The sequence below is a fragment of the Enterobacter cloacae complex sp. HYC033_NIDB genome, from assembly GCF_056673335.1.
The window spans coordinates 1,713,588-1,732,024 of sequence record NZ_CP115123.1 but is presented as its reverse complement, the minus strand read 5'-3'; the positions used below and the strand labels follow the sequence as shown (position 1 = coordinate 1,732,024).

18 protein-coding genes and 1 tRNA gene are annotated in these 18,437 nt (G+C 55.2%); 5 read left to right on the top strand and 14 right to left on the bottom strand.

Annotated features, from left to right (window positions below; genetic code table 11):
• Positions 1–89 precede the first annotated feature (89 nt).
• Positions 90–860, top strand: a complete 771-nt coding sequence (locus O1721_RS08145; protein ID WP_017383119.1) for an amidohydrolase — start codon at positions 90–92, stop codon at positions 858–860.
• Between the two features lie 85 nt (positions 861–945).
• Here O1721_RS08145 and O1721_RS08140 read toward each other — a convergent pair whose 3' ends face one another.
• The 9 genes from O1721_RS08140 to dnaQ form a co-directional block, all read right to left on the bottom strand.
• Positions 946–2,547, bottom strand: a complete 1,602-nt coding sequence (locus O1721_RS08140; RefSeq protein WP_032647332.1) for a gamma-glutamyltransferase family protein — start codon at positions 2,545–2,547, stop codon at positions 946–948.
• A gap of 9 nt (positions 2,548–2,556) precedes the next feature.
• Positions 2,557–3,432, bottom strand: a complete 876-nt coding sequence (locus O1721_RS08135) for an ABC transporter permease (RefSeq protein WP_015571381.1) — start codon at positions 3,430–3,432, stop codon at positions 2,557–2,559.
• Between the two features lie 2 nt (positions 3,433–3,434).
• Positions 3,435–4,376: an ABC transporter permease gene (locus tag O1721_RS08130; protein WP_015571382.1), complete on the bottom strand. Its 942-nt coding sequence runs from the start codon at positions 4,374–4,376 to the stop codon at positions 3,435–3,437.
• An 18-nt stretch (positions 4,377–4,394) separates the two neighbouring features.
• Positions 4,395–5,909 carry an ABC transporter substrate-binding protein gene (locus O1721_RS08125; protein WP_072201441.1) on the bottom strand — a complete coding sequence of 505 codons (1,515 nt, stop codon included), beginning with the start codon at positions 5,907–5,909 and terminating at the stop codon, positions 4,395–4,397.
• Between the two features lie 2 nt (positions 5,910–5,911).
• A complete protein-coding gene (locus tag O1721_RS08120) occupies positions 5,912–6,994 on the bottom strand; it encodes an ABC transporter ATP-binding protein (RefSeq protein WP_032647329.1) in 1,083 nt (360 codons plus the stop codon).
• Positions 6,991–8,004, bottom strand: coding sequence for an ABC transporter ATP-binding protein (locus tag O1721_RS08115; RefSeq protein WP_032647327.1), 1,014 nt, complete (start codon positions 8,002–8,004; stop codon positions 6,991–6,993). The genes O1721_RS08120 and O1721_RS08115 overlap by 4 nt, the downstream gene beginning before the upstream one ends.
• Positions 8,001–8,720: a FadR/GntR family transcriptional regulator gene (locus O1721_RS08110; RefSeq protein ID WP_015571386.1), complete on the bottom strand. Its 720-nt coding sequence runs from the start codon at positions 8,718–8,720 to the stop codon at positions 8,001–8,003. The genes O1721_RS08115 and O1721_RS08110 overlap by 4 nt, the downstream gene beginning before the upstream one ends.
• A gap of 387 nt (positions 8,721–9,107) precedes the next feature.
• A tRNA-Asp gene (locus tag O1721_RS08105) sits at positions 9,108–9,184 on the bottom strand.
• Between the two features lie 132 nt (positions 9,185–9,316).
• Complete coding sequence (gene dnaQ, locus O1721_RS08100) at positions 9,317–10,048, bottom strand: DNA polymerase III subunit epsilon (RefSeq protein WP_003863237.1); 732 nt, start codon at positions 10,046–10,048, stop codon at positions 9,317–9,319.
• Between dnaQ and rnhA the strand changes: the two genes are divergently transcribed.
• Positions 10,002–10,580, top strand: coding sequence for a ribonuclease HI (rnhA, locus tag O1721_RS08095; RefSeq protein WP_160840538.1), 579 nt, complete (start codon positions 10,002–10,004; stop codon positions 10,578–10,580). The two genes, dnaQ and rnhA, sit on opposite strands and share 47 nt — an antisense overlap.
• Here rnhA and O1721_RS08090 read toward each other — a convergent pair whose 3' ends face one another.
• Positions 10,581–11,297, bottom strand: a complete 717-nt coding sequence (locus O1721_RS08090) for a class I SAM-dependent methyltransferase (protein WP_017383714.1) — start codon at positions 11,295–11,297, stop codon at positions 10,581–10,583.
• 32 nt (positions 11,298–11,329) lie between these two features.
• Here O1721_RS08090 and gloB point away from each other — a divergent pair, with 32 nt between their 5' ends.
• Complete coding sequence (gloB, locus tag O1721_RS08085; RefSeq protein ID WP_032647325.1) at positions 11,330–12,088, top strand: hydroxyacylglutathione hydrolase; 759 nt, start codon at positions 11,330–11,332, stop codon at positions 12,086–12,088.
• Positions 12,089–12,156: 68 nt separating this feature from the next.
• Positions 12,157–13,521 carry a murein transglycosylase D gene (gene mltD / locus O1721_RS08080; protein WP_023295957.1) on the top strand — a complete coding sequence of 455 codons (1,365 nt, stop codon included), beginning with the start codon at positions 12,157–12,159 and terminating at the stop codon, positions 13,519–13,521.
• 52 nt (positions 13,522–13,573) lie between these two features.
• Here the strand turns inward: mltD and O1721_RS08075 are convergent, their stop codons facing one another.
• From O1721_RS08075 to O1721_RS08065, 3 genes are all read right to left on the bottom strand, one after another.
• A complete protein-coding gene (locus tag O1721_RS08075) occupies positions 13,574–14,347 on the bottom strand; it encodes a class I SAM-dependent methyltransferase (protein WP_017383717.1) in 774 nt (257 codons plus the stop codon).
• 77 nt (positions 14,348–14,424) lie between these two features.
• Entirely contained in the window at positions 14,425–15,225 is an 801-nt protein-coding gene (locus tag O1721_RS08070) for an endonuclease/exonuclease/phosphatase family protein (RefSeq protein ID WP_026080641.1), read from the bottom strand.
• Between the two features lie 137 nt (positions 15,226–15,362).
• Complete coding sequence (locus tag O1721_RS08065; protein WP_017383719.1) at positions 15,363–16,538, bottom strand: MFS transporter; 1,176 nt, start codon at positions 16,536–16,538, stop codon at positions 15,363–15,365.
• A 103-nt stretch (positions 16,539–16,641) separates the two neighbouring features.
• On the opposite strand from O1721_RS08065, the gene yafC reads away from it, so the two are divergent.
• Positions 16,642–17,547 (top strand): DNA-binding transcriptional regulator YafC, encoded by a 906-nt coding sequence (yafC, locus tag O1721_RS08060; RefSeq protein ID WP_015571393.1) that lies wholly within the window; start codon positions 16,642–16,644, stop codon positions 17,545–17,547.
• A gap of 30 nt (positions 17,548–17,577) precedes the next feature.
• Here the strand turns inward: yafC and dkgB are convergent, their stop codons facing one another.
• Positions 17,578–18,381, bottom strand: coding sequence for a 2,5-didehydrogluconate reductase DkgB (gene dkgB / locus O1721_RS08055; protein ID WP_032647322.1), 804 nt, complete (start codon positions 18,379–18,381; stop codon positions 17,578–17,580).
• Positions 18,382–18,437 lie beyond the last annotated feature (56 nt).

The window sequence follows — 18,437 nt, the reverse complement described above, 5'->3', positions numbered from 1 at the left end:
ACCCCGCCCCGCGCGGGGTTTTTTATTGCCACATTTTCTGGTAATGACGTGCTACAGTGTCAAAAAGTGTTTATTAAGGAGCCTGTATCGTGCCTGGTTTAAAGATTTCTGTTTTGCAGCAACCTTTAGTGTGGATGGACGGCCCCGCCAACCTTCGCCATTTTGATCGCCAGCTGGAAGAGATTACCGGACGCGATGTGATTGTCCTGCCGGAGATGTTTACCACAGGTTTCGCGATGGAGGCAGCAAAACAGTCCATGCCGCAGGACGAGGTGGTGGCCTGGATGCACGCCAGGGCGCAGGAAACAAATGCGCTGATTGCCGGTAGCGTCGCACTCCAGACCGGGCGCGGACCGGTCAACCGCTTCCTGCTGGTTGAGCCGGAAGGAAAAGTCCATTTCTACGATAAGCGCCACCTGTTCCGCATGGCGGACGAACATCAACATTATGAAGCCGGAAGCGAACGCGTGGTATTTGAATGGCGCGGCTGGCGTATTCTGCCGCTGGTCTGCTATGACCTGCGCTTCCCGGTGTGGTCGCGCAACCGCAACGATTATGACCTGGCGTTGTACGTCGCCAACTGGCCCGCCCCACGCTCCCTGCACTGGCAGGCTTTACTGACCGCGCGCGCGATTGAAAATCAGGCTTATGTCGTTGGCTGTAACCGCGTGGGAACGGACGGCAACGGGCATCACTATCGCGGTGACAGCCGGGTGATCAGTCCGCAGGGTGAGATTATTGCCACCGCCGAGCCGCATCAGGCAACACGAATTGACGCTGAGATCTCGTTAACGGCGTTAAAGGAGTATCGGGAGAAGTTTCCGGCCTGGCAGGATGCAGATCCGTTTAGCATTGGTTGAAAAAAAGCCGGGTGACGGCTGCGCCTTACCCGGCCTACAAAAAGCACAGCGTAGGCACGGTAAGCGCAGCGCCACCGGGCGTTAATTAACTCACCAGCGCCTGCCCGTCTTTGCGGCTTTCCGTCGCGGCCACGTAGTGCCCTTCCGGCATACGGTAAATCACCTGCGCACCGCCGAAGTTGTAATCCTGAAGCGGATCTTCCACCGCGATCTGATGCCCGCGCTCGCGCAGCGCCGCGATAGTATTGCGATCGAACGTTGATTCGACGATCACCTCTCTGCCCTGCACCACGCGCCAGCGCGGTGCATCGATTGCCGCCTGCGGGTTTTGCCCGTGCAGCATAATGCGCAGCGCCATCTGCATGTGCCCCTGCGCCTGCATCGGGCCGCCCATCACGCCGAAGGACATCAGCGGCTTGCCGTTGCCGTCCATCGCAAATCCCGGAATGATGGTGTGGAACGGGCGCTTGCTGCCCGCCAGCGCGTTCGGGTGCGCAGGATCCAGCACAAAGCCGCAGCCCCGGTTTTGCAGGCTGATCCCGGTATCCGGCACCACGATCCCTGAACCGAATCCCATATAGTTGGACTGAATAAACGAGACCATCATCCCACTCGCATCCGCGGTGCTGACGTAAACCGTCCCGCTCTGCGTCGGCGATCCGTACACAAAATCAGAGGCGCTATCGTGGTTGATAAGCGCCGCGCGCGACTTCAGGTAATGGTCACTCAGCAGCTCTTTTGCCGCGAACGCCATATGTTCTTCATCCGCAACGTAGCGGTCGAGATCCGCCAGCGCCAGCTTCATCGCCTCGATGGAGAGATGAAGAGACTGCACGGAATCCGGGTGATGCTTCTCAATGCCGCACTGCTCAAGAATACCCAGCGCGATCAGCGTGGCGATCCCCTGACCGTTTGGCGGCAATTCCTGAACCGAGCCGCCCGCGAAGTCGCGCGACAGCAGGTCAACCCAGTCCACGCGGTGGTTTGCCAGATCCTCTGCCGTCAGATGCGCACCGTGTTCTTTGGCAAAGGCGGCAATTTTCTGCGCCAGCTCGCCGCGGTAAAACGCATCGCCGTTAGTTTTGGCAATCAGCTCCAGCGAGCTGGCCTGCGCCGGGTTACGGAAGATTTCCCCCACGCGCGGGGCGCGGCCTTCCGGCGCGAAGCAGGCGCTGAAGCCCGGCTGATCTTTCAGCTTGCTATAGCCTCGCTGCCAGAGATGACCAATCAGCGGCGAGACGGGAAAGCCGTTGCGCGCGTAGTCAATGGCAGGCTGCGCCAGCGTGGTCAGCGGCAGCGTGCCGAAGCGCTCCGCCAGCGCGACCCAGCCGGATACCGCTCCCGGCACGGTCACCGCGTCCCAGCCAATTTCCGGCACTGCGCTTTTTCCGGCAAACAGATCCGCATGCCAGCTGGCCGGCGAGCGGCCTGATGCGTTGAGGCCGTGAAGCTTTTCACCGTCCCAGACGATGGCAAAGGCGTCGCTGCCGATCCCGTTGCCGGTCGGCTCAACTACCGTCAGCGCCATCGCGGTGGCAATGGCTGCATCGACGGCATTGCCGCCCAGTTGCAGCATCTTCATCCCCGCCTGCGCCGCCAGCGGCTGCGACGTGGCAACCGCGTTATGGCCCAGCATCGGCGGACGGCGTGAATCGTAACCGGACGTAAAATCAAGCGCTTTGGTCATCATGACTCCTTAGTCGTGGCGCGGATCGAGCGCATCGCGCAGCCCGTCGCCGAGTAGATTAAAGCCCTGCACGGCAAGGAAAATCGCCACGCCGGGGAAAACGGACATCCACGGAGCCTGCTCCAGAAACCCTTTCGCGGTGTTGAGCATGGAGCCCCAGGACGGATTTGGCGGCTGCTGTCCCAGCCCCAAAAACGACAGGCTGGCTTCGGCGATAATCGCCGAGGCGATCGCCAGCGTGGCCTGCACGAGGATCGGCGACATCACGTTTGGCAGGACGTATTTAATGATGATCCAGCGATCCGGCAGGCCAATCGCCCGCGCGCCGTCGATATACTCTTCGTTGCGAATGGCGATCACCTGGCCGCGCGTCAGCCGGGCGAAAATCGGCATTGCCGAGAGACCAATGGCGATCATCGCATTCGTCAGGCTTGGGCCCAAAAATGCCCCCAGCGCGATCGCCATGATCAGGAACGGACAGGCCAGCAAGGCCTCAATAAAGCGCGAGATCACGCCGTCCCACATCTTCTGGAAGTAGCCCGCCACCAGCCCCAGCGGCACGCCGATGACCACGGCAATAATGACCGACATACAGCCCGCCATCAGCGAGGTGCGCGCCCCCCAAATAATGCGGGATAAGATGTCACGCCCCAGCTCGTCGGTGCCGAACCAGTACATCGCCGACGGCGCTTTGCGCACCGCCAGGAAGTTGGCTTTGACCGGGTCGAAGGGGGCGATCCACGGCGCCAGCAGCGCCACCAGGACAAAAAAGCCCACCACAAGCGCGCCAATCACCGCGCTTTTATTGCCGAGAAATTTCTTCAGCACCCGGTTCTGCGCGCGCGGCAGCGTGGGGGCAACGGTTTGCGTCGTCAGTTCCGCCATGGTTAACCTCGCATTTTCGGGTTGATAAGGACGTAGAGCACGTCGGCCAGCAGATTGAGCATCAGGAAGCCGATCGCCACGATCAGCACCACGCCCTGCACCACCGCATAGTCACGATTGAACACCGAGTCGACGATCATTTTGCCAAAGCCCGGAATGGTGAAGACCTGCTCGGTCAGCACCGCGCCGCCCAGTAGCTCGCCGAACAGCAGCGTGGTGAGGGTGATTACAGGCACCAGCGCGTTGCGAAAGGCGTGCTTCAGGATCACTGCTTTCGGCAGCAGCCCCTTAGCGCGCGCGGTGCGGATGTAATCCGCCTTCAGTACCGCAATCATCGACGCACGGGTATGGCGCATCAGCGTCGCCGCCAGTCCGGTTCCGAGCACGGACGCGGGCAGCAGCAGCGTGCGCAGGTTCTGGATCGGATCTTCACTGAATGGCACATAACCGGACGCAGGTAACCATTGCAAGTTCACCGAAAAGACCAGAATCAGCAGGATCCCCAGCCAGAAGTGCGGAATTGATATCCCCGAGATCGCCACAAAGTTCGCCCCGTGATCGACCCAGCTGTTTTTATTCACCGCCGCAAGGATCCCCATGCTGATGCCAAACACCAGCGCGATGATCATCGCCAGCAGAGAGAGCTCCAGCGTGACCGGCAGCTTGCTGGCAATCAGCTGCGTGACCGGTTCATGCGTGCGCAAGGAGACGCCCAGATCGCCCTGCAGCGCGCGCGTCAGCCAATGGAAATACTGCACGGGGATCGGCGCATCCAGATTAAGCTCAGCACGCAGCTGGGCAATGACCGCCGGATCGCGCTCCTCCCCGGCCATGGCGATCAGCGGGTCGCCGGGCAGCAGCTTTTGCAGCCCGAACACCATCATGCTCACCAGCAATAGCGTCGGGACGGCCAGCAGCAGACGTTTGCAAATCAGTTCCAGCATGGGTTCTCCTCAGGACGTTTATTTTGCCAGCGTCAAACCGGCCAGACGCACGATGCCGTCCGGGTACGGCTTAAAGCCCTGCACGTTCTTGTTCAGTCCAAAAATGCGCGGCTCGAAGTAGAGGTAGGCAATCGGCATGTCGGTCTGGAGCTGCTTCACCACCTTGTCGTACAGCGGCTGGCGTGCGGCCTGGTCGGTGCTCTGACGCGCCTGAGTCAGCCATTCATCGATTTGCGCGTTGCTGTATCGGCCGTCGTTCAGGGTGCCTTTACTGTTGATAAAGCCGTAAATGCTGCCATCCGGATCCGGGCGCCCCGACCAGCCGGAGAAGCTCAACTGGTAGTCACCGCTCTGCTGGCGATCCAGCAGCGTGGCGAACTCGGTCATTTGCAGGTTCAGGTTAAAGCCCGCCTCTGCCACCATCGCCTGCAATACCTGTCCCACCTGCTGCGAGGTTGGGTTGTTCGGCACCAGCAGATTGACGCTCAGCGGCGTGGTTACACCGGCGGCTTTCAGCAGCGCTTTGGCTTTATCGACGTCGCGCGGCGGGACCGGCAGGTTAACGTGGTACGGGCTGACCGGTGAAAACGCCTGATTTGCCGGGGTGTAGAGCCCTTCAAAGACCACCTGGTTTAAGGCATCGCGATCGATTGCCTGAGAAAATGCCTCGCGCACGCGGGCATCTTTGAACGGATCGTTGGCCGGCACCTTGCCGTTGTTAATATTGAAGGTGATCCCCTGATAGCCCAGACCGGTGACCTTCGCCAGCGCCAGCTTGCTGTCGGCTTCGACGGTTTTGACGTCGCTGGCGGCAATGCCTTCGGTCAGGTCGAGATCGCCCGCGCGCAGGTTCGCGAGACGCACGGAGGCATCCGGGATCGGCAGATAGATGATTTTGTCGAAGTGATAGGCGTCTTTGTTCCAGTAGTTGTCGAAGCGGGTCAGAACGATGCGGTCCTGCGACACGCGGCTGTCGAATTTGTATGGACCGGAGCAGACGGGATGGGCGGCAAAGTCAGGCTTTTTCGCCACATCGGGTGCCATCATCGCGCCCGCGCGGTCGGTGAGCTGCATTAGCAGCGCGGCATCCGGTGTTTTCAGGTGCAGCGCAATCTGCATCGGGCCGGTGACCTCGACCGATTCAACGGATGAGATCTCGCTTTTACGCAGGGAGCCTTTGAGGGTCAGGGCGCGGTCGAGGTTGTATTTTGCCGCAGCGGCATCAAATTTTTCACCGTCGTGGAAGGTCACACCTTCGCGTAGATCCATAGTCAGCGTTTTGCCATCTTCGCTCCAGGCCCAGGATTTTGCCAGACCCGGCACCACTTTCAGGTGCTCGTCGACGTCCACCAGCCTGTCGCACAGGGAGGCAAACACGAAACGGCCATAGTAGGTGCGCGCCAGATGCGGGTCGAGCATATCCGGGTCGGCCCCCAGGCCGATCCGCAGCACGCTTTCAGAATGGGCGGGCAGCGCCGCGCCAAGCAACATAACACTTCCCAGTACGGTCAAAAGAGAATTACGCATTGTCATTATCATGAGTTCCTTGAAGGAAGGGAGGAGTGAGTGGCCGCGTGTTCAAACAGCGCACGGCGGCGCAGAAAAGCGGCGGATGGCGGTGCGATCTGGATAACGCTGCGATCGCGATTGATCTCCTGCCAACGATGGCAGGCAACCTGACGTCCGCCGTCGAGCACCTGATTATTCGGCTCGATCTGGCGGCATTCATCTGTAACGTAGGGGCAACGGGTGTGGAAACGGCAGCCGGACGGCGGGTTAGCCGGGTTCGGTAAATCACCCTGCAACAGCGGCGTATCCCGCGCTACGCCTGGCTGCATTTGCGGCGCTGAGGCAATCAACGCCTGGGTATAAGGATGCAACGGTGCGTCGAAGATGTCGTCGACGGTGGCCAGCTCGACGATTTGCCCAAGATACATTACCGCCACGCGGTCGCTCATATGACGGATAACCGCCAGCCCGTGGGCGACGATCACCATCGTTAGCCCCAACTGGTGCTTCAGGCTTTCCAGTAAATTGACCACCTGTGCCTGAACGGAAACGTCCAGCGCAGAAACCGGCTCATCACCCAGCAGCAGCTTTGGGCCTGATGCCAGCGCGCGCGCAATGCCGATACGCTGGCGCTGCCCGCCGGAAAATTCGTGTGGATAACGCCCGGCCCAGGCTGAGGGCAAGCCGACCGTCCTGAGTAGCTCGGAGACGCGGTACTGGCGATCCGTTTTTTTCATGTTCTGGTGCAGCCACAGCGGCTCACCGACAATTTGCTCCACCGTCATGCGCGGGTTCAGCGAAGCGAAGGGATCCTGAAAGATGATCTGTAGCTCACGCCGGAGCTGGTTCAGACGGGCGCCCGAGGCGTGGGTGATCTCCTCACCCTGATAAAATACCCGCCCTTCGCTGGCGCCCAGCAGGCGCAGCAGCAGACGACCAAGGGTGGATTTCCCGGAACCCGACTCGCCGACAATTGCCAGCGTTTCGCCAGGCATCACCGACATCGAAACTCGGTCGACAGCGGTGACAAAGCGGGCCGGCGTAAACAGTTTTTTAGGGCCGGGGAAAAGCTTGCTCAGATCGCGGGCTTCAAGAATGGGCATAGTCATGCGGTCTCTCCCAGGGCAATATGGTGTTCGAGCGGCACGCGGAAGCAGGCAACCTGATGGCCCGTACCGAGCGTAGTGAGCGGTGGTTTTTCAGCATGACAGCGCGTCTGCGCGAAGGGACATCGGGTGGCAAAGCGGCAGCCTTGAGGCATGGATTCCGGCAGCGGGACCGATCCGGGAATAGTTGATAGCTGGCCTTTACGCGCGCCCATAGAAGGAAGGGAACCCATAAGGCCAATGGTATAGGGGTGCTGCGGATCGGCAAACAGAGCTTCAACACTCCCCTGCTCCACTAGCTGTCCGGCATACATCACCGCCACCTGCTGCACGACTTCAGCCACCACGCCTAAATCGTGGGTGATCATCAGCACCGCCGTGCCCGTTTCTTCTTTTAAGGTATTGAGCAGGGAGAGAATTTGCGCCTGAATGGTCACGTCCAGAGCGGTAGTGGGTTCGTCAGCAATAAGTAGTTTGGGATGGTTTATCAGCGCCATCGCTATCATCACGCGCTGGCGCATACCGCCGGAAAGCTGATGCGGGTAAGCCTTAAGGCGCATCTCTGCGGCCGGGATCTGCACCTTCTCCAGGATCTGTAGCGCAACCGTCATCGCCTCAGCCCGGGAGATCGTTTGATGGCGCATCACCGCTTCACTGAGCTGATCGCCAAGCGTGAAGGCCGGGTTGAGCGAGGTCATGGGCTCCTGGAATATCATCGCCAGCTCGCTGCCGCGCAGATCGGCATACTCCCGCGGCGAGAGCTTGCGCAGATCCTGGCGGCGGAAATTCATCTCCCCGCTGACGATCCGGGCGCTGGCAGGTAATAACCCCATCAGCGCCAGGGAAGTGATGCTTTTACCGCAGCCGGACTCGCCTACCAGCGCCAGCGTTTCTCCCGCCCTGACCGTCAGCGAGATATCGTCGAGCACGCTCACCGGCGAGCCCGCGAATTTAACGTTGAGGTTTTGCAGCCGCAGTACGGGCGTGGAGTCCTTAAAGGGTATCGTCGTCATAGCGTGGAATCGTCCTCAAGGTGGATAGCCTGAATCAGGGCGGTTTGCAGGCTGAGCAGGTGTTCGCGCATGGCGGCAGCTGCTTCATTAGGCTGGCGATGAATAATCGCTGACATGATTTTGTGATGGTGGTCGTTGTAGCTATCGACACGTTCAGGGGTGCGGGCAAGTTCGCGTAAATGCTGCCAGCCAGGCTCCCGGCGGACGGCATCTATCGCATCAAAAAGCCCAAGCATCAGGCGGTTACCTGCTGCCTCCGCAATGGCGCGGTGGAAGGCGCTATCCCACAGTTCGTTGAGATCGCGGTCATCCGGGCTGACCTTATTAATGCGTTCCAGCATACGCTGCATGAGCGCGAGGTTTTCCCTGGTGGCACGCAGTGCCGCAAGTCGGGCTAAGCCGGGTTCGAGCTGTAGTCGAGCTTCCATGACTTCCAGCAGGTTGGTTTGCTGAACCAATCCCTGAAGCGCCAACGGCTCAACCGGGGCAGATGGACCAATGAAGGTACCCTTGCCCTGCTTGCGCCAGATACGCCCTTCCTCTTCCAGCACGTCCAGCGCGCGACGCACTTCACGTCGGCCTACGCCGAGAGTGTCCGACAGCTCACGTTCAGTGGGCAGCGGAATGCCTGGTGTTGACTCGTGCTGGTTGATAAGCCCGCGCAGCTGCTCAAGCGCGGTACTGGAATTAGCTAAAAACCGTGAAGGCTTTTCCATATTGGTTCGCTCGCTTTCATCATTGCTTTATTTTTATTAATAATAAGTTATTGATATGACGCAGAACTTAACGTGCTAGTAATTAAGCAATTAACGAACCAATATCGTATTGGTTCGTTAATTTTCTGAAAAATGATCGGTAACCGAATGATTTCCTACCAATTATTTTACATAATTATTACATAAGAAGATGGGCGCGAAGGTAAGGATGAGCAAAAAACGCACAAAAACAGTGCAAATATTGCACTGAAATCGTGCATTTGTTAATAAAATGCACCGTATTTATTAACTTTTTGTTAATGGAAATAAAAAGAGGAATAAACAATATTCGAGGGACTATAAAACGACGAAAGCCTGAATCATTTCTGACTCAGGCTTTCTGAATAGTGGCGGAACGGACGGGACTCGAACCCGCGACCCCCTGCGTGACAGGCAGGTATTCTAACCGACTGAACTACCGCTCCACTGTTCCCGTTTGGGGAACGAGGCGAATATTACGGTTTGCCTCTGAACTCGTCAACGCTTTTTCTCAGGTTTTGAATCGTTTGCTGCAAAATTCACCCAAACGGTGATTTAACAAACGTTTCAGCACATTTTCACGTGCGCCACAGACAGCTTCCGCCCTTCTTCTGCACTAAATCGAGACGAGATTCATGGTTCATCAGTTCTTCATCACTGGCTAAAACAACCCGCAGGCGATTCGCCTGACGCACAATGCGCTGAATTCCCCCTTCATCCCGCGTCTGCTGGGATTCATTTTCCATACTGAATTTCATCGACGTTTGCCCGCCGGTCATGGTCAGGTAGACATCGGCCAGGATCTGGGCATCGAGCAACGCGCCGTGCAGCGTTCGCTTGGTGTTGTCTATCTCATAGCGAGAGCACAGGGCATCAAGGCTGTTACGCTTGCCGGGGAACATCTTCCTTGCCAGCGCCAGGCTATCCGTGACTTTACAGAACGTATTCGTCTTCGGAATATCACGGTTGAGCTTGCTGAACTCATAGTCCATAAAGCCGATATCGAACGACGCGTTATGAATGACAAGTTCCGCACCTCTGATGTAGTCGAGAAATTCATCTGCGACGTCGGCAAAGGTGGGCTTATCCAGCAAAAACTCATCGGCAATTCCGTGAACGCCGAACGCTTCCGGGTCCACCAGCCGATCGGGTTTAAGGTAAACGTGGAAGTTGTTGCCCGTAAGGCGACGGTTCACCACTTCAACGGCACCAATCTCAATGATTTTGTGCCCTTCGTAGTGGGCGCCAATCTGGTTCATACCGGTGGTTTCGGTATCAAGAACAATCTGGCGAGTAATTGCAGTGCTCATAGCGGTCATTTATGTCAGACTTATCGTTTTACTGAACGTTTCAAATACAGGAAGTCTACCAGAGATGCGTAAACAGGTAGAAATTTTCACCGATGGATCTTGTCTCGGTAACCCAGGGCCCGGCGGCTATGGCGCCATTATGCGCTATCGCCAGCATGAAAAAACATTTAGTGAAGGCTATTTCCTGACCACCAACAACCGCATGGAGTTGATGGCGGCCATCGTGGCGCTGGAAGCGTTAAAAGAACATTGTGACGTGGTGCTGAGTACCGACAGCCAGTATGTCCGCCAGGGCATTACCCAATGGATCCACAACTGGAAAAAGCGGGGCTGGAAAACGGCAGAGAAAAAACCCGTCAAGAATGTCGATCTCTGGAAGCGTCTTGATGCCGCCCTCGGTCAGCACGAAATCAAATGGGAGTGGGTAAAGGGGCACGCCGGTCATCCTGAAAACGAACGCTGTGACGAGCTGGCTCGCGCGGCGGCATCCAACCCGACCCATGAGGATGCAGGTTATCAACCTGAATCCTGATCACGGTTTTTTGTACTGCCGCGTGGCCCCCACGGTCTGGCGGATCCGCGTTTTTGATTTGCTTTGCTTCATCGGGTTGAGCGTAAGGGGGATCGTCCTCTTACGCGCGACAATAAATTGCATGCAGCCCAGCGCGGGTAAATGGGTGCTTAATAAGACCCCGCCTTTACGCGTCCAGGGGATGACCTGAAAACCCCCGTAGCTTAGCACTTCGAAATTTAACAGTGAAAGCCAGTCCAGCTGGCGCATCATGGTAAACATCCTGCTGTTATAAGGCGGCGTGCGACGCAGAACGGGCGTCAGTTTACGTAGCCCCATCAGACTCAGCGGATTAAAACCGCTCAGGATCAGCCAGCCGTCATCAATCAAAACGCGGTCGGCTTCCCGCAGCAGACGATGGGGATCGCTGCACCAGGGCAGCGTGTGGGCGAGCAGACAGGCATCAATGGATTTTTCCGCAAACGGCAAATGCAGCGGATCCGCTTTCACCTGAACCGGGGAGCCATTAAGCGATACGCTAACCTGATGCGAGATAGCGCAGCTTTCGGTATTGATTTCTGCGCTCAGATTGCCAATCTTAAGCAGGTGAAAACCATACATTTTCGCGAGCCAGGGTTTAAGCTGAAGTTCTAAGGCCTCGCGATAATATTCACCCCAGGGCAACTCTGCCCAACGTTCCGGTGGTGCGACAGTCTGAGGTATCCTTGCCGGTTTCATCAAAACACCCGCCACGCTATAAGAGGTAATGCATGAATCTTATCAGTATTTCCGCCTTTCAGGACAATTACATCTGGGTTTTAGTCGACGACGATCGCAGATGCATCATTGTTGATCCAGGCGAATCCGCACCGATCCTGCACGCGATTAAAGAAAACGGCTGGCAGCCGGAGGCGATCCTTCTTACCCATCACCATCACGATCATGTCGGCGGTGTTCCCGATCTCCTTGCACGCTATCCCCATCTACCCGTCTACGGACCAGCAGAGACACAGGATAAGGGTACAACGCAAGTTGTCGAAGAAGGCGAAAGTATCCTCATCCTCGGGTGGGAGTTTTCCGTATTTGCTACGCCAGGTCACACTTCCGGGCATCTCTGTTTCTACAGCAAACCTTATCTATTTTGTGGCGACACGCTGTTTTCTGGCGGCTGTGGAAGGCTGTTTGAAGGCACGCCAGAACAGATGTATCAATCTTTAAAAAAAATTAATGCACTGCCAGCCGACACCGTAATTTGTTGCGCACATGAGTATACATTAGGGAATATGAAGTTTGCTGCAAGCGTGCTGCCTGAGGATCGGGCGATTCAGGATTATTACCAGAAAGTGAAGGAGTTACGTGCAAAAAACCAAAAAACACTCCCCGTAATTCTGAAAAATGAGCGACAAATAAATTTATTTTTAAGAACTGATGATGTTGATTTGATTAATAAAATTAATCAAGAAACAAATTTGTTACAACCTGAAGCGCGATTTGCATGGTTAAGGTCAAAGAAAGATAACTTCAGATAATTGCGGGTTGCCTTTTCAAAATTTCGCCGTTATCATCGCTCGTCTTTTAAGCAACTATTGACACACACATGAAGGCAAAAGCGATATTACTCGCCTCTGTCCTGCTTGTAGGTTGCCAGTCACAAAACGGCAGCAACGTACAACAGCACGCACAGAGCCTTTCTGCGGCTGGTCAAGGGGAAGCAGGGAAGTTTACGAGTCAGGCGCGATGGTTGGACGATGGGACATCCTTCGCGCAGGAACAAGACTTGTGGGCCTCTATTGGCGACGAGCTAAAGATGGGAATTCCGGAAAACAGCCGGATTCGCGAACAGAAACAGAAGTATTTGAGAAATAAGAGCTATCTCCACGATGTAACATTACGGGCAGAGCCGTATATGTACTGGATAGCCGGGCAAGTTAAGAAACGTAACATGCCTATGGAACTGGTACTACTACCCATAGTGGAGAGCGCTTTTGACCCGCACGCGACGTCTGGCGCCAATGCCGCAGGCATCTGGCAGATCATTCCGAGCACAGGGCGAAATTATGGTTTAAAGCAGACCCGCAACTACGATGCGCGTCGTGATGTTGTCGCTTCAACGACAGCCGCTCTCGACATGATGCAACGTCTGAACAAGATGTTTGACGGCGACTGGTTATTGACCGTCGCGGCGTATAACAGTGGTGAAGGTCGTGTACTGAAGGCAATGAAAGCGAATAAAGCGCGTGGAAAACCCACAGACTTCTGGTCGCTCTCACTGCCACAGGAAACAAAGATTTACGTACCGAAAATGCTGGCACTGGGCGATATTCTCAAGAACAGCAAACGTTACGGTGTACAACTGCCAACACCAGACGAAAGTCGTGCACTGGCGCGTGTCCGCCTCAGCAGCCCGGTTGATATTCAACAGGTTGCCGATATGACGGGTATGTCGGTAAGTAAGCTTAAAACCTTTAATGCAGGTGTTAAAGGCTCCACGCTGGGCGCTAGTGGCCCTGGCTATGTGATGGTTCCGCAGAAACATGCGGAACAGTTACGAGAGTCTTTGGCTTCGGGTGAAATTGCAGCCGTTCAGTCCACGCTGATCGCTGATACGTCGCCTGTAAGTAGCCGCAGCTATAAGGTGCGTTCAGGTGATACGCTTTCAGGTATTGCATCACGTCTTGGCGTGAATGCGAAAGATCTCCAGCAGTGGAATAATCTGCGCGGATCTGGTCTGAAAGTGGGTCAAACGCTGACCGTAGGTGCAGGTAGCAGCGCACAGCGTCTCGCTAAGAACAGCGATAGCATTACCTATCGCGTACGTAAAGGCGACTCGCTGTCCAGTATTGCTAAGCGTCACGGCGTAAACATCAAAGATGTGATGCGCTGGAACAACGATACTGACAACCTGCAACCTGGCGACCAGCTGACGTTGTTTGTGAAAAACAGCGCTACGCCAGATTCCTGATAGTACGATCGCTTGTTAAAAAGGCACCGATTCCCCTCGGTGCCTTTTTTATTTATCCCGCTTTTTGCGCTTCAGCCATAATGGTGTCGCTGGTAAACGAACCATCATCATGCAGTTCAAAGTACGCCTTCACGTCAGCAGAGGCGCTCTCCTGATACAATCGGATCGCCTGAGTCAATGCCTCGGGTGTGCGCATCCGTGCAATCCATGATGTGAACTCCAGCGGCAAACGGTCGGTTATCAATGAGCGTGAAATCAAGCCGGCTTCGGTGATAAACGTAAGCCACTCTCCACTGGAGTAGTTTTGCACGTGCGAGGTATCACGCAGCGCTTCAACCGTCTGGAGCCAGATATTTCGTACCGGATGTCCGGGAGACATCACGTCCATGATGATGAAGATTCCGCCCGGTTTGAGCACGCGTTTCACTTCCCGTAATGCCTGCCCCACATCATGCCAGTGGTGTGCAGAGTAACGGCTAATCACAACCTCAAACGACGCATCCTCAAAGGGTAAAGATTCAGCGTAGCCCTGGCGCGTCGTGACGTTATTCAGCCCTTTCGCTTTCGCCGCTTCAGCAACCACATCCAGCATCTGGCTCGATAAGTCATATGCCATCACCTGAGCAACCTGCTGTGCGGCGGTAAAACTGGCGTGCCCCGCCCCGCAGCCTAAGTCCAGCACGTGCGCGTCAGGAAACGCGGCGAGCCGTTCGCCGAGACGTACCAGATCGCGGCCAGAGGCGTGCACGGCGCTGCTCAGGTAGGCACTTGCCTGAGAACCAAACTGTTTTTCGACGTTGTCATGATGGGAGTGTGTTGTTGTCATGTTGCTGTCCTTTTATGGGTTAAAAAATAAAGGGCAGCACCCGCACAGGCCTGCCCCACGGCAGACCTGACGCACCATTATTTATCAGGTTTGCCGGGACTGAATTCAACTAGTAGAGGATTATGATCGGAGGCGCGCGTCACCAGAACGGAGGCGTCGTGCACGCTTAAACCCCGATAGAATACAAAATCGAGAGGACGACCAAACGCTTTCTTGCGCTGGTCATCGTTAAAACGAACTTCACGCAGCGACATTTCACGCGCGAAGCGGTACAACGCGTTCATACGCGGACGGCTCCAGGCATTGAAGTCCCCGGCCATAATGATCGGCCCACTGTGATGAGCAATCTGATCGCCAATGGGTAGTAACTGCTTACTGTACACATCAACACCCAGGCTGAAGTTCACCGCATGAATGTTTACCACCATCAGCAGGCGGGTGTCGGGCAACGGATAGACCGTGACCAGCGCCGATTTTGCCAGACGCAGGATTGGCTCACGTTCACGCAGCGGGCAGCAATAGACCGGATGTGCGGCTGAAAGGGTCATCACCCCAGAAGGATGCTGTGGCAGAACAAAGGCAGGCACCTGATCGGCTGCAAGATAGTTTGTCGTTGCAAACCTGACCAGCTCAGGAGTGGTTTGCGCCTCCTGTAACAGAACCAGATGCGCATCTTTACCAAAATTTTTAAGTACGGATAACCACTCCGCACGCTGTTGTTTAAAGATGTTCCACACCAGTACGCGAATTTTTTCGTCACTGCTTAATGGCGTGCCCGCTGGTAATGCCTGACCCAGGCTCGCAAACGACCCCGGAGGCAAGATCCTCTCCGCGGGCATTCCGGCAACATAACGCATGGCATAGGTATTTTTTCGCACTTTTGGAAACGACCTCTGTAACATGAACCAGCCCGGAAAACGGACTGGTTCTAATGTTATAGGGATTTTAGGTCACACTTTCAACGCAATTACTGAGAAACCGCTTTCCAGTTTTGTAAGCAAGCACTTACTGATACTTATCCAAGCGCGATACGAGCGGGTTTATCAAGCCGTCCACTCAGACCAATAAGCAGGAAAGCGACAAGCACAATTACCGCACCAATCCATGGCGTTTGGGTTAATCCAACGTGTTCAACCGTCTGCCCGCCGATAACCGATCCGAGTGCGATACCGATATTGAATGCGGCGATATTCAGGCCGGATGCGACATCCACCGCATTGGGCGTATAGCGTTCGGCTTTCTGTACAACATAGACCTGCAATCCCGGTACGTTACCAAACGCGAATATTCCCATAACCAACACAGTTACCAGCGCTGCGTATTGTATCGACGCGGTGAACTGGAAAATCATCAGCAGGACAACCAGCGCGGCGAAGATAAATTTTAGCGCCGGTACCGCACCATGCTTATCTGCAAGCTTGCCGCCCCAGATATTGCCGATTGCGACGGAGATACCGTAGCCCAGTAAAATCCAGCTCACTGCGCCCGGAGAAAAACCAGCCAGTTCCTGCATCATCGGTGCAAGGAAAGTGAACGCAGTGAACACACCTCCATAACCCAGAGCCGTAACGGCATAGATCAGCAGCAGGCGCGGGTGTGTCAGAACCTTAACCTGATCGCTCAGGCTGGCGCTCGCGCGCCCCGGAATACTGGAGGGCACCAGTAGCAGGCTGGCTACCAGAGCAATCACGCCCAACAGCGATACCGCGAGGAAGGTTTCTCGCCAGCCAAAATGTTGCCCAATAAACGTTCCTAACGGCACGCCGGTGACCAGCGCGACGGTTAAGCCGCCAAACATAATCGCAATGGCTGACGCCGCTTTCTCTTTTGGCACCAGGCTGGTTGCAATCGTGGAACCGATGGAGAAGAAGACACCGTGCGCGAGGCCAGTCAGCAAACGGGCAATGACCAGGGTAGTGTAGTCCGGAGCCTGCCACGCCAGAATATTGCCGGCGGTGAAGAGCACCATCAGGGCAACTAACAGTTGTTTACGTGGAAAGCGTCCAGTCAGTGCGGTCAGCACAGGCGCCCCAACAGCGACGCCTAACGCGTAAATAGATACCAGCAGCCCGGCAGAAGGCAGCGAAATGGCGAGTTGTTCAGCAATAGTGGGAACAAGTCCTACAATAACAAATTCGGTCGTGCCAATTGCGAAGGCACTGATCGTCAGGGCAAGAAGCGCCAGTGGCATAAATACTCCGTCTCTTCAGGATTAAGATGACAGGCAGTATGCGCCAGTGTTTAAATAACAAAAATGGTTAGAATCTCAATAGAATTTTGCGGATGATGCAATAATGAAAGCCACATCGGAAGAACTGACTATCTTTGTTGCCGTTGTTGAAAGCGGCAGCTTCAGCCGTGCGGCCGAACAGCTCGGGCAGGCGAACTCCGCCATCAGCCGCTCGGTGAAAAAGCTGGAGATGAAGCTCGGGGTAAGTCTGCTCAACAGAACAACGCGGCAGCTCAGCCTGACGGAAGAAGGTGAACGTTATTTTCGCCGCGTGCAATCCGTTTTGCAGGAGATGGCGGCAGCTGAGACGGAAATAATGGAGTCGCGTAGCACTCCGCGTGGATTGCTACGCATTGATGCGGCGACGCCGGTCGTGCTTCATTTTCTGATGCCGTTAATCAAGCCATTCCGGGAACGTTATCCGGAGATGACTCTGTCCCTGGTCTCTTCAGAGACGTTTATTAACCTGATTGAGCGTAAAGTTGATGTGGCGATCCGCGCGGGAACCCTGACGGATTCAAGTTTACGCGCTCGCCCTCTGTTCACCAGCTACCGCAAAATTATCGCGTCACCGCAATATATTGCAGAGCATGGCAAACCGGAGACCGTTGAGGAGCTGAAGCAGCACCTGTGCCTGGGCTTTACGGAACCTGTCTCGCTGAACACCTGGCCCGTGGCCTGTCATGACGGACAACTTCATGAGATCACTTGCGGACTTTCGTCTAATAGCGGAGAAACGCTGAAACAGCTTTGTCTTGAAGGAAATGGGATCGCCTGTTTATCAGACTATATGATTGATAAGGAAATAGCTGCGGGTCAGCTTGTAGAACTGATGGCTGACAAACGCTTACCTGTAGAGATGCCTTTTAGCGCAGTGTATTACAGTGACAGAGCGGTAAGTACGCGCATACGCGCTTTTATCGACTTCCTTAGCGAACATATAAAAACAGCTCCCGGAGGAGCTGTGTGAGGGTTTAAGGGTACAGAGGAAGGGCTTTTATTAATCCCAGTCTGGTGCTAACCCTTCCGGGCTGACCAGACGATCGTTACATTCCAGTGCAGCGATCGCGTTTTTATCTTCATCATCAAGCTGAAGATCCCGCGCTAACAGGTTACTTGCCAGGTTTTCACGTTTGGTTGAAGACGGGATCACGGCATAGCCCTCACCCATCGCCCATGCCAGGATCACCTGTGCGGCTGTCGCATTGTGTTTTTCAGCGATGCGTGCAATCACTTCATCTTTCAGCGCCTTACCATATGCCAGCGTCATGTACGAGGTGATGTGAATACCATGCTGTTTCGCCCAGTCCACGACTTTGTGGTTTTGCAGGTAAGGAGAGAGTTCAATCTGGTTGGTGGCAATATTTTCTTTACCCACTGCGGCAATGGCCCTTTCCATCAACGGGATGGTGAAGTTAGAGATGCCAATTTTACGCGTTAAGCCCTGCTCTTTCGCTTCCAGCAGCGCCTGCATGAACTCCTCCACAGAGACGGCATCGTCAGGTGATGGCCAGTGGATCAGCGTCAGATCAACATAGTCAGTACGCAGCTTTTTCAGACTTTCCTTCAGGCTTGGGATCAGCTTGTCTTGGCTGAGATTCTCAATCCAGATTTTAGTGGTGATGAAAAGTTCGTCGCGCGGTACGCCACTCTCTTCGATAGCCTGGCCTACGGCAGCTTCGTTATCATAAATCTGCGCCGTATCAATAGCACGATAGCCCAACTCAAGTGCGGATTTAACAGATGCGATAACAACGTCGTCTTTCAGGCGGAAAGTACCCAGACCCAGTGCAGGGATAGTCATATGATTCCTCAATCGTTATGTTCATAAACTGAGGAGAATTATCGCTGTAGTTGTTA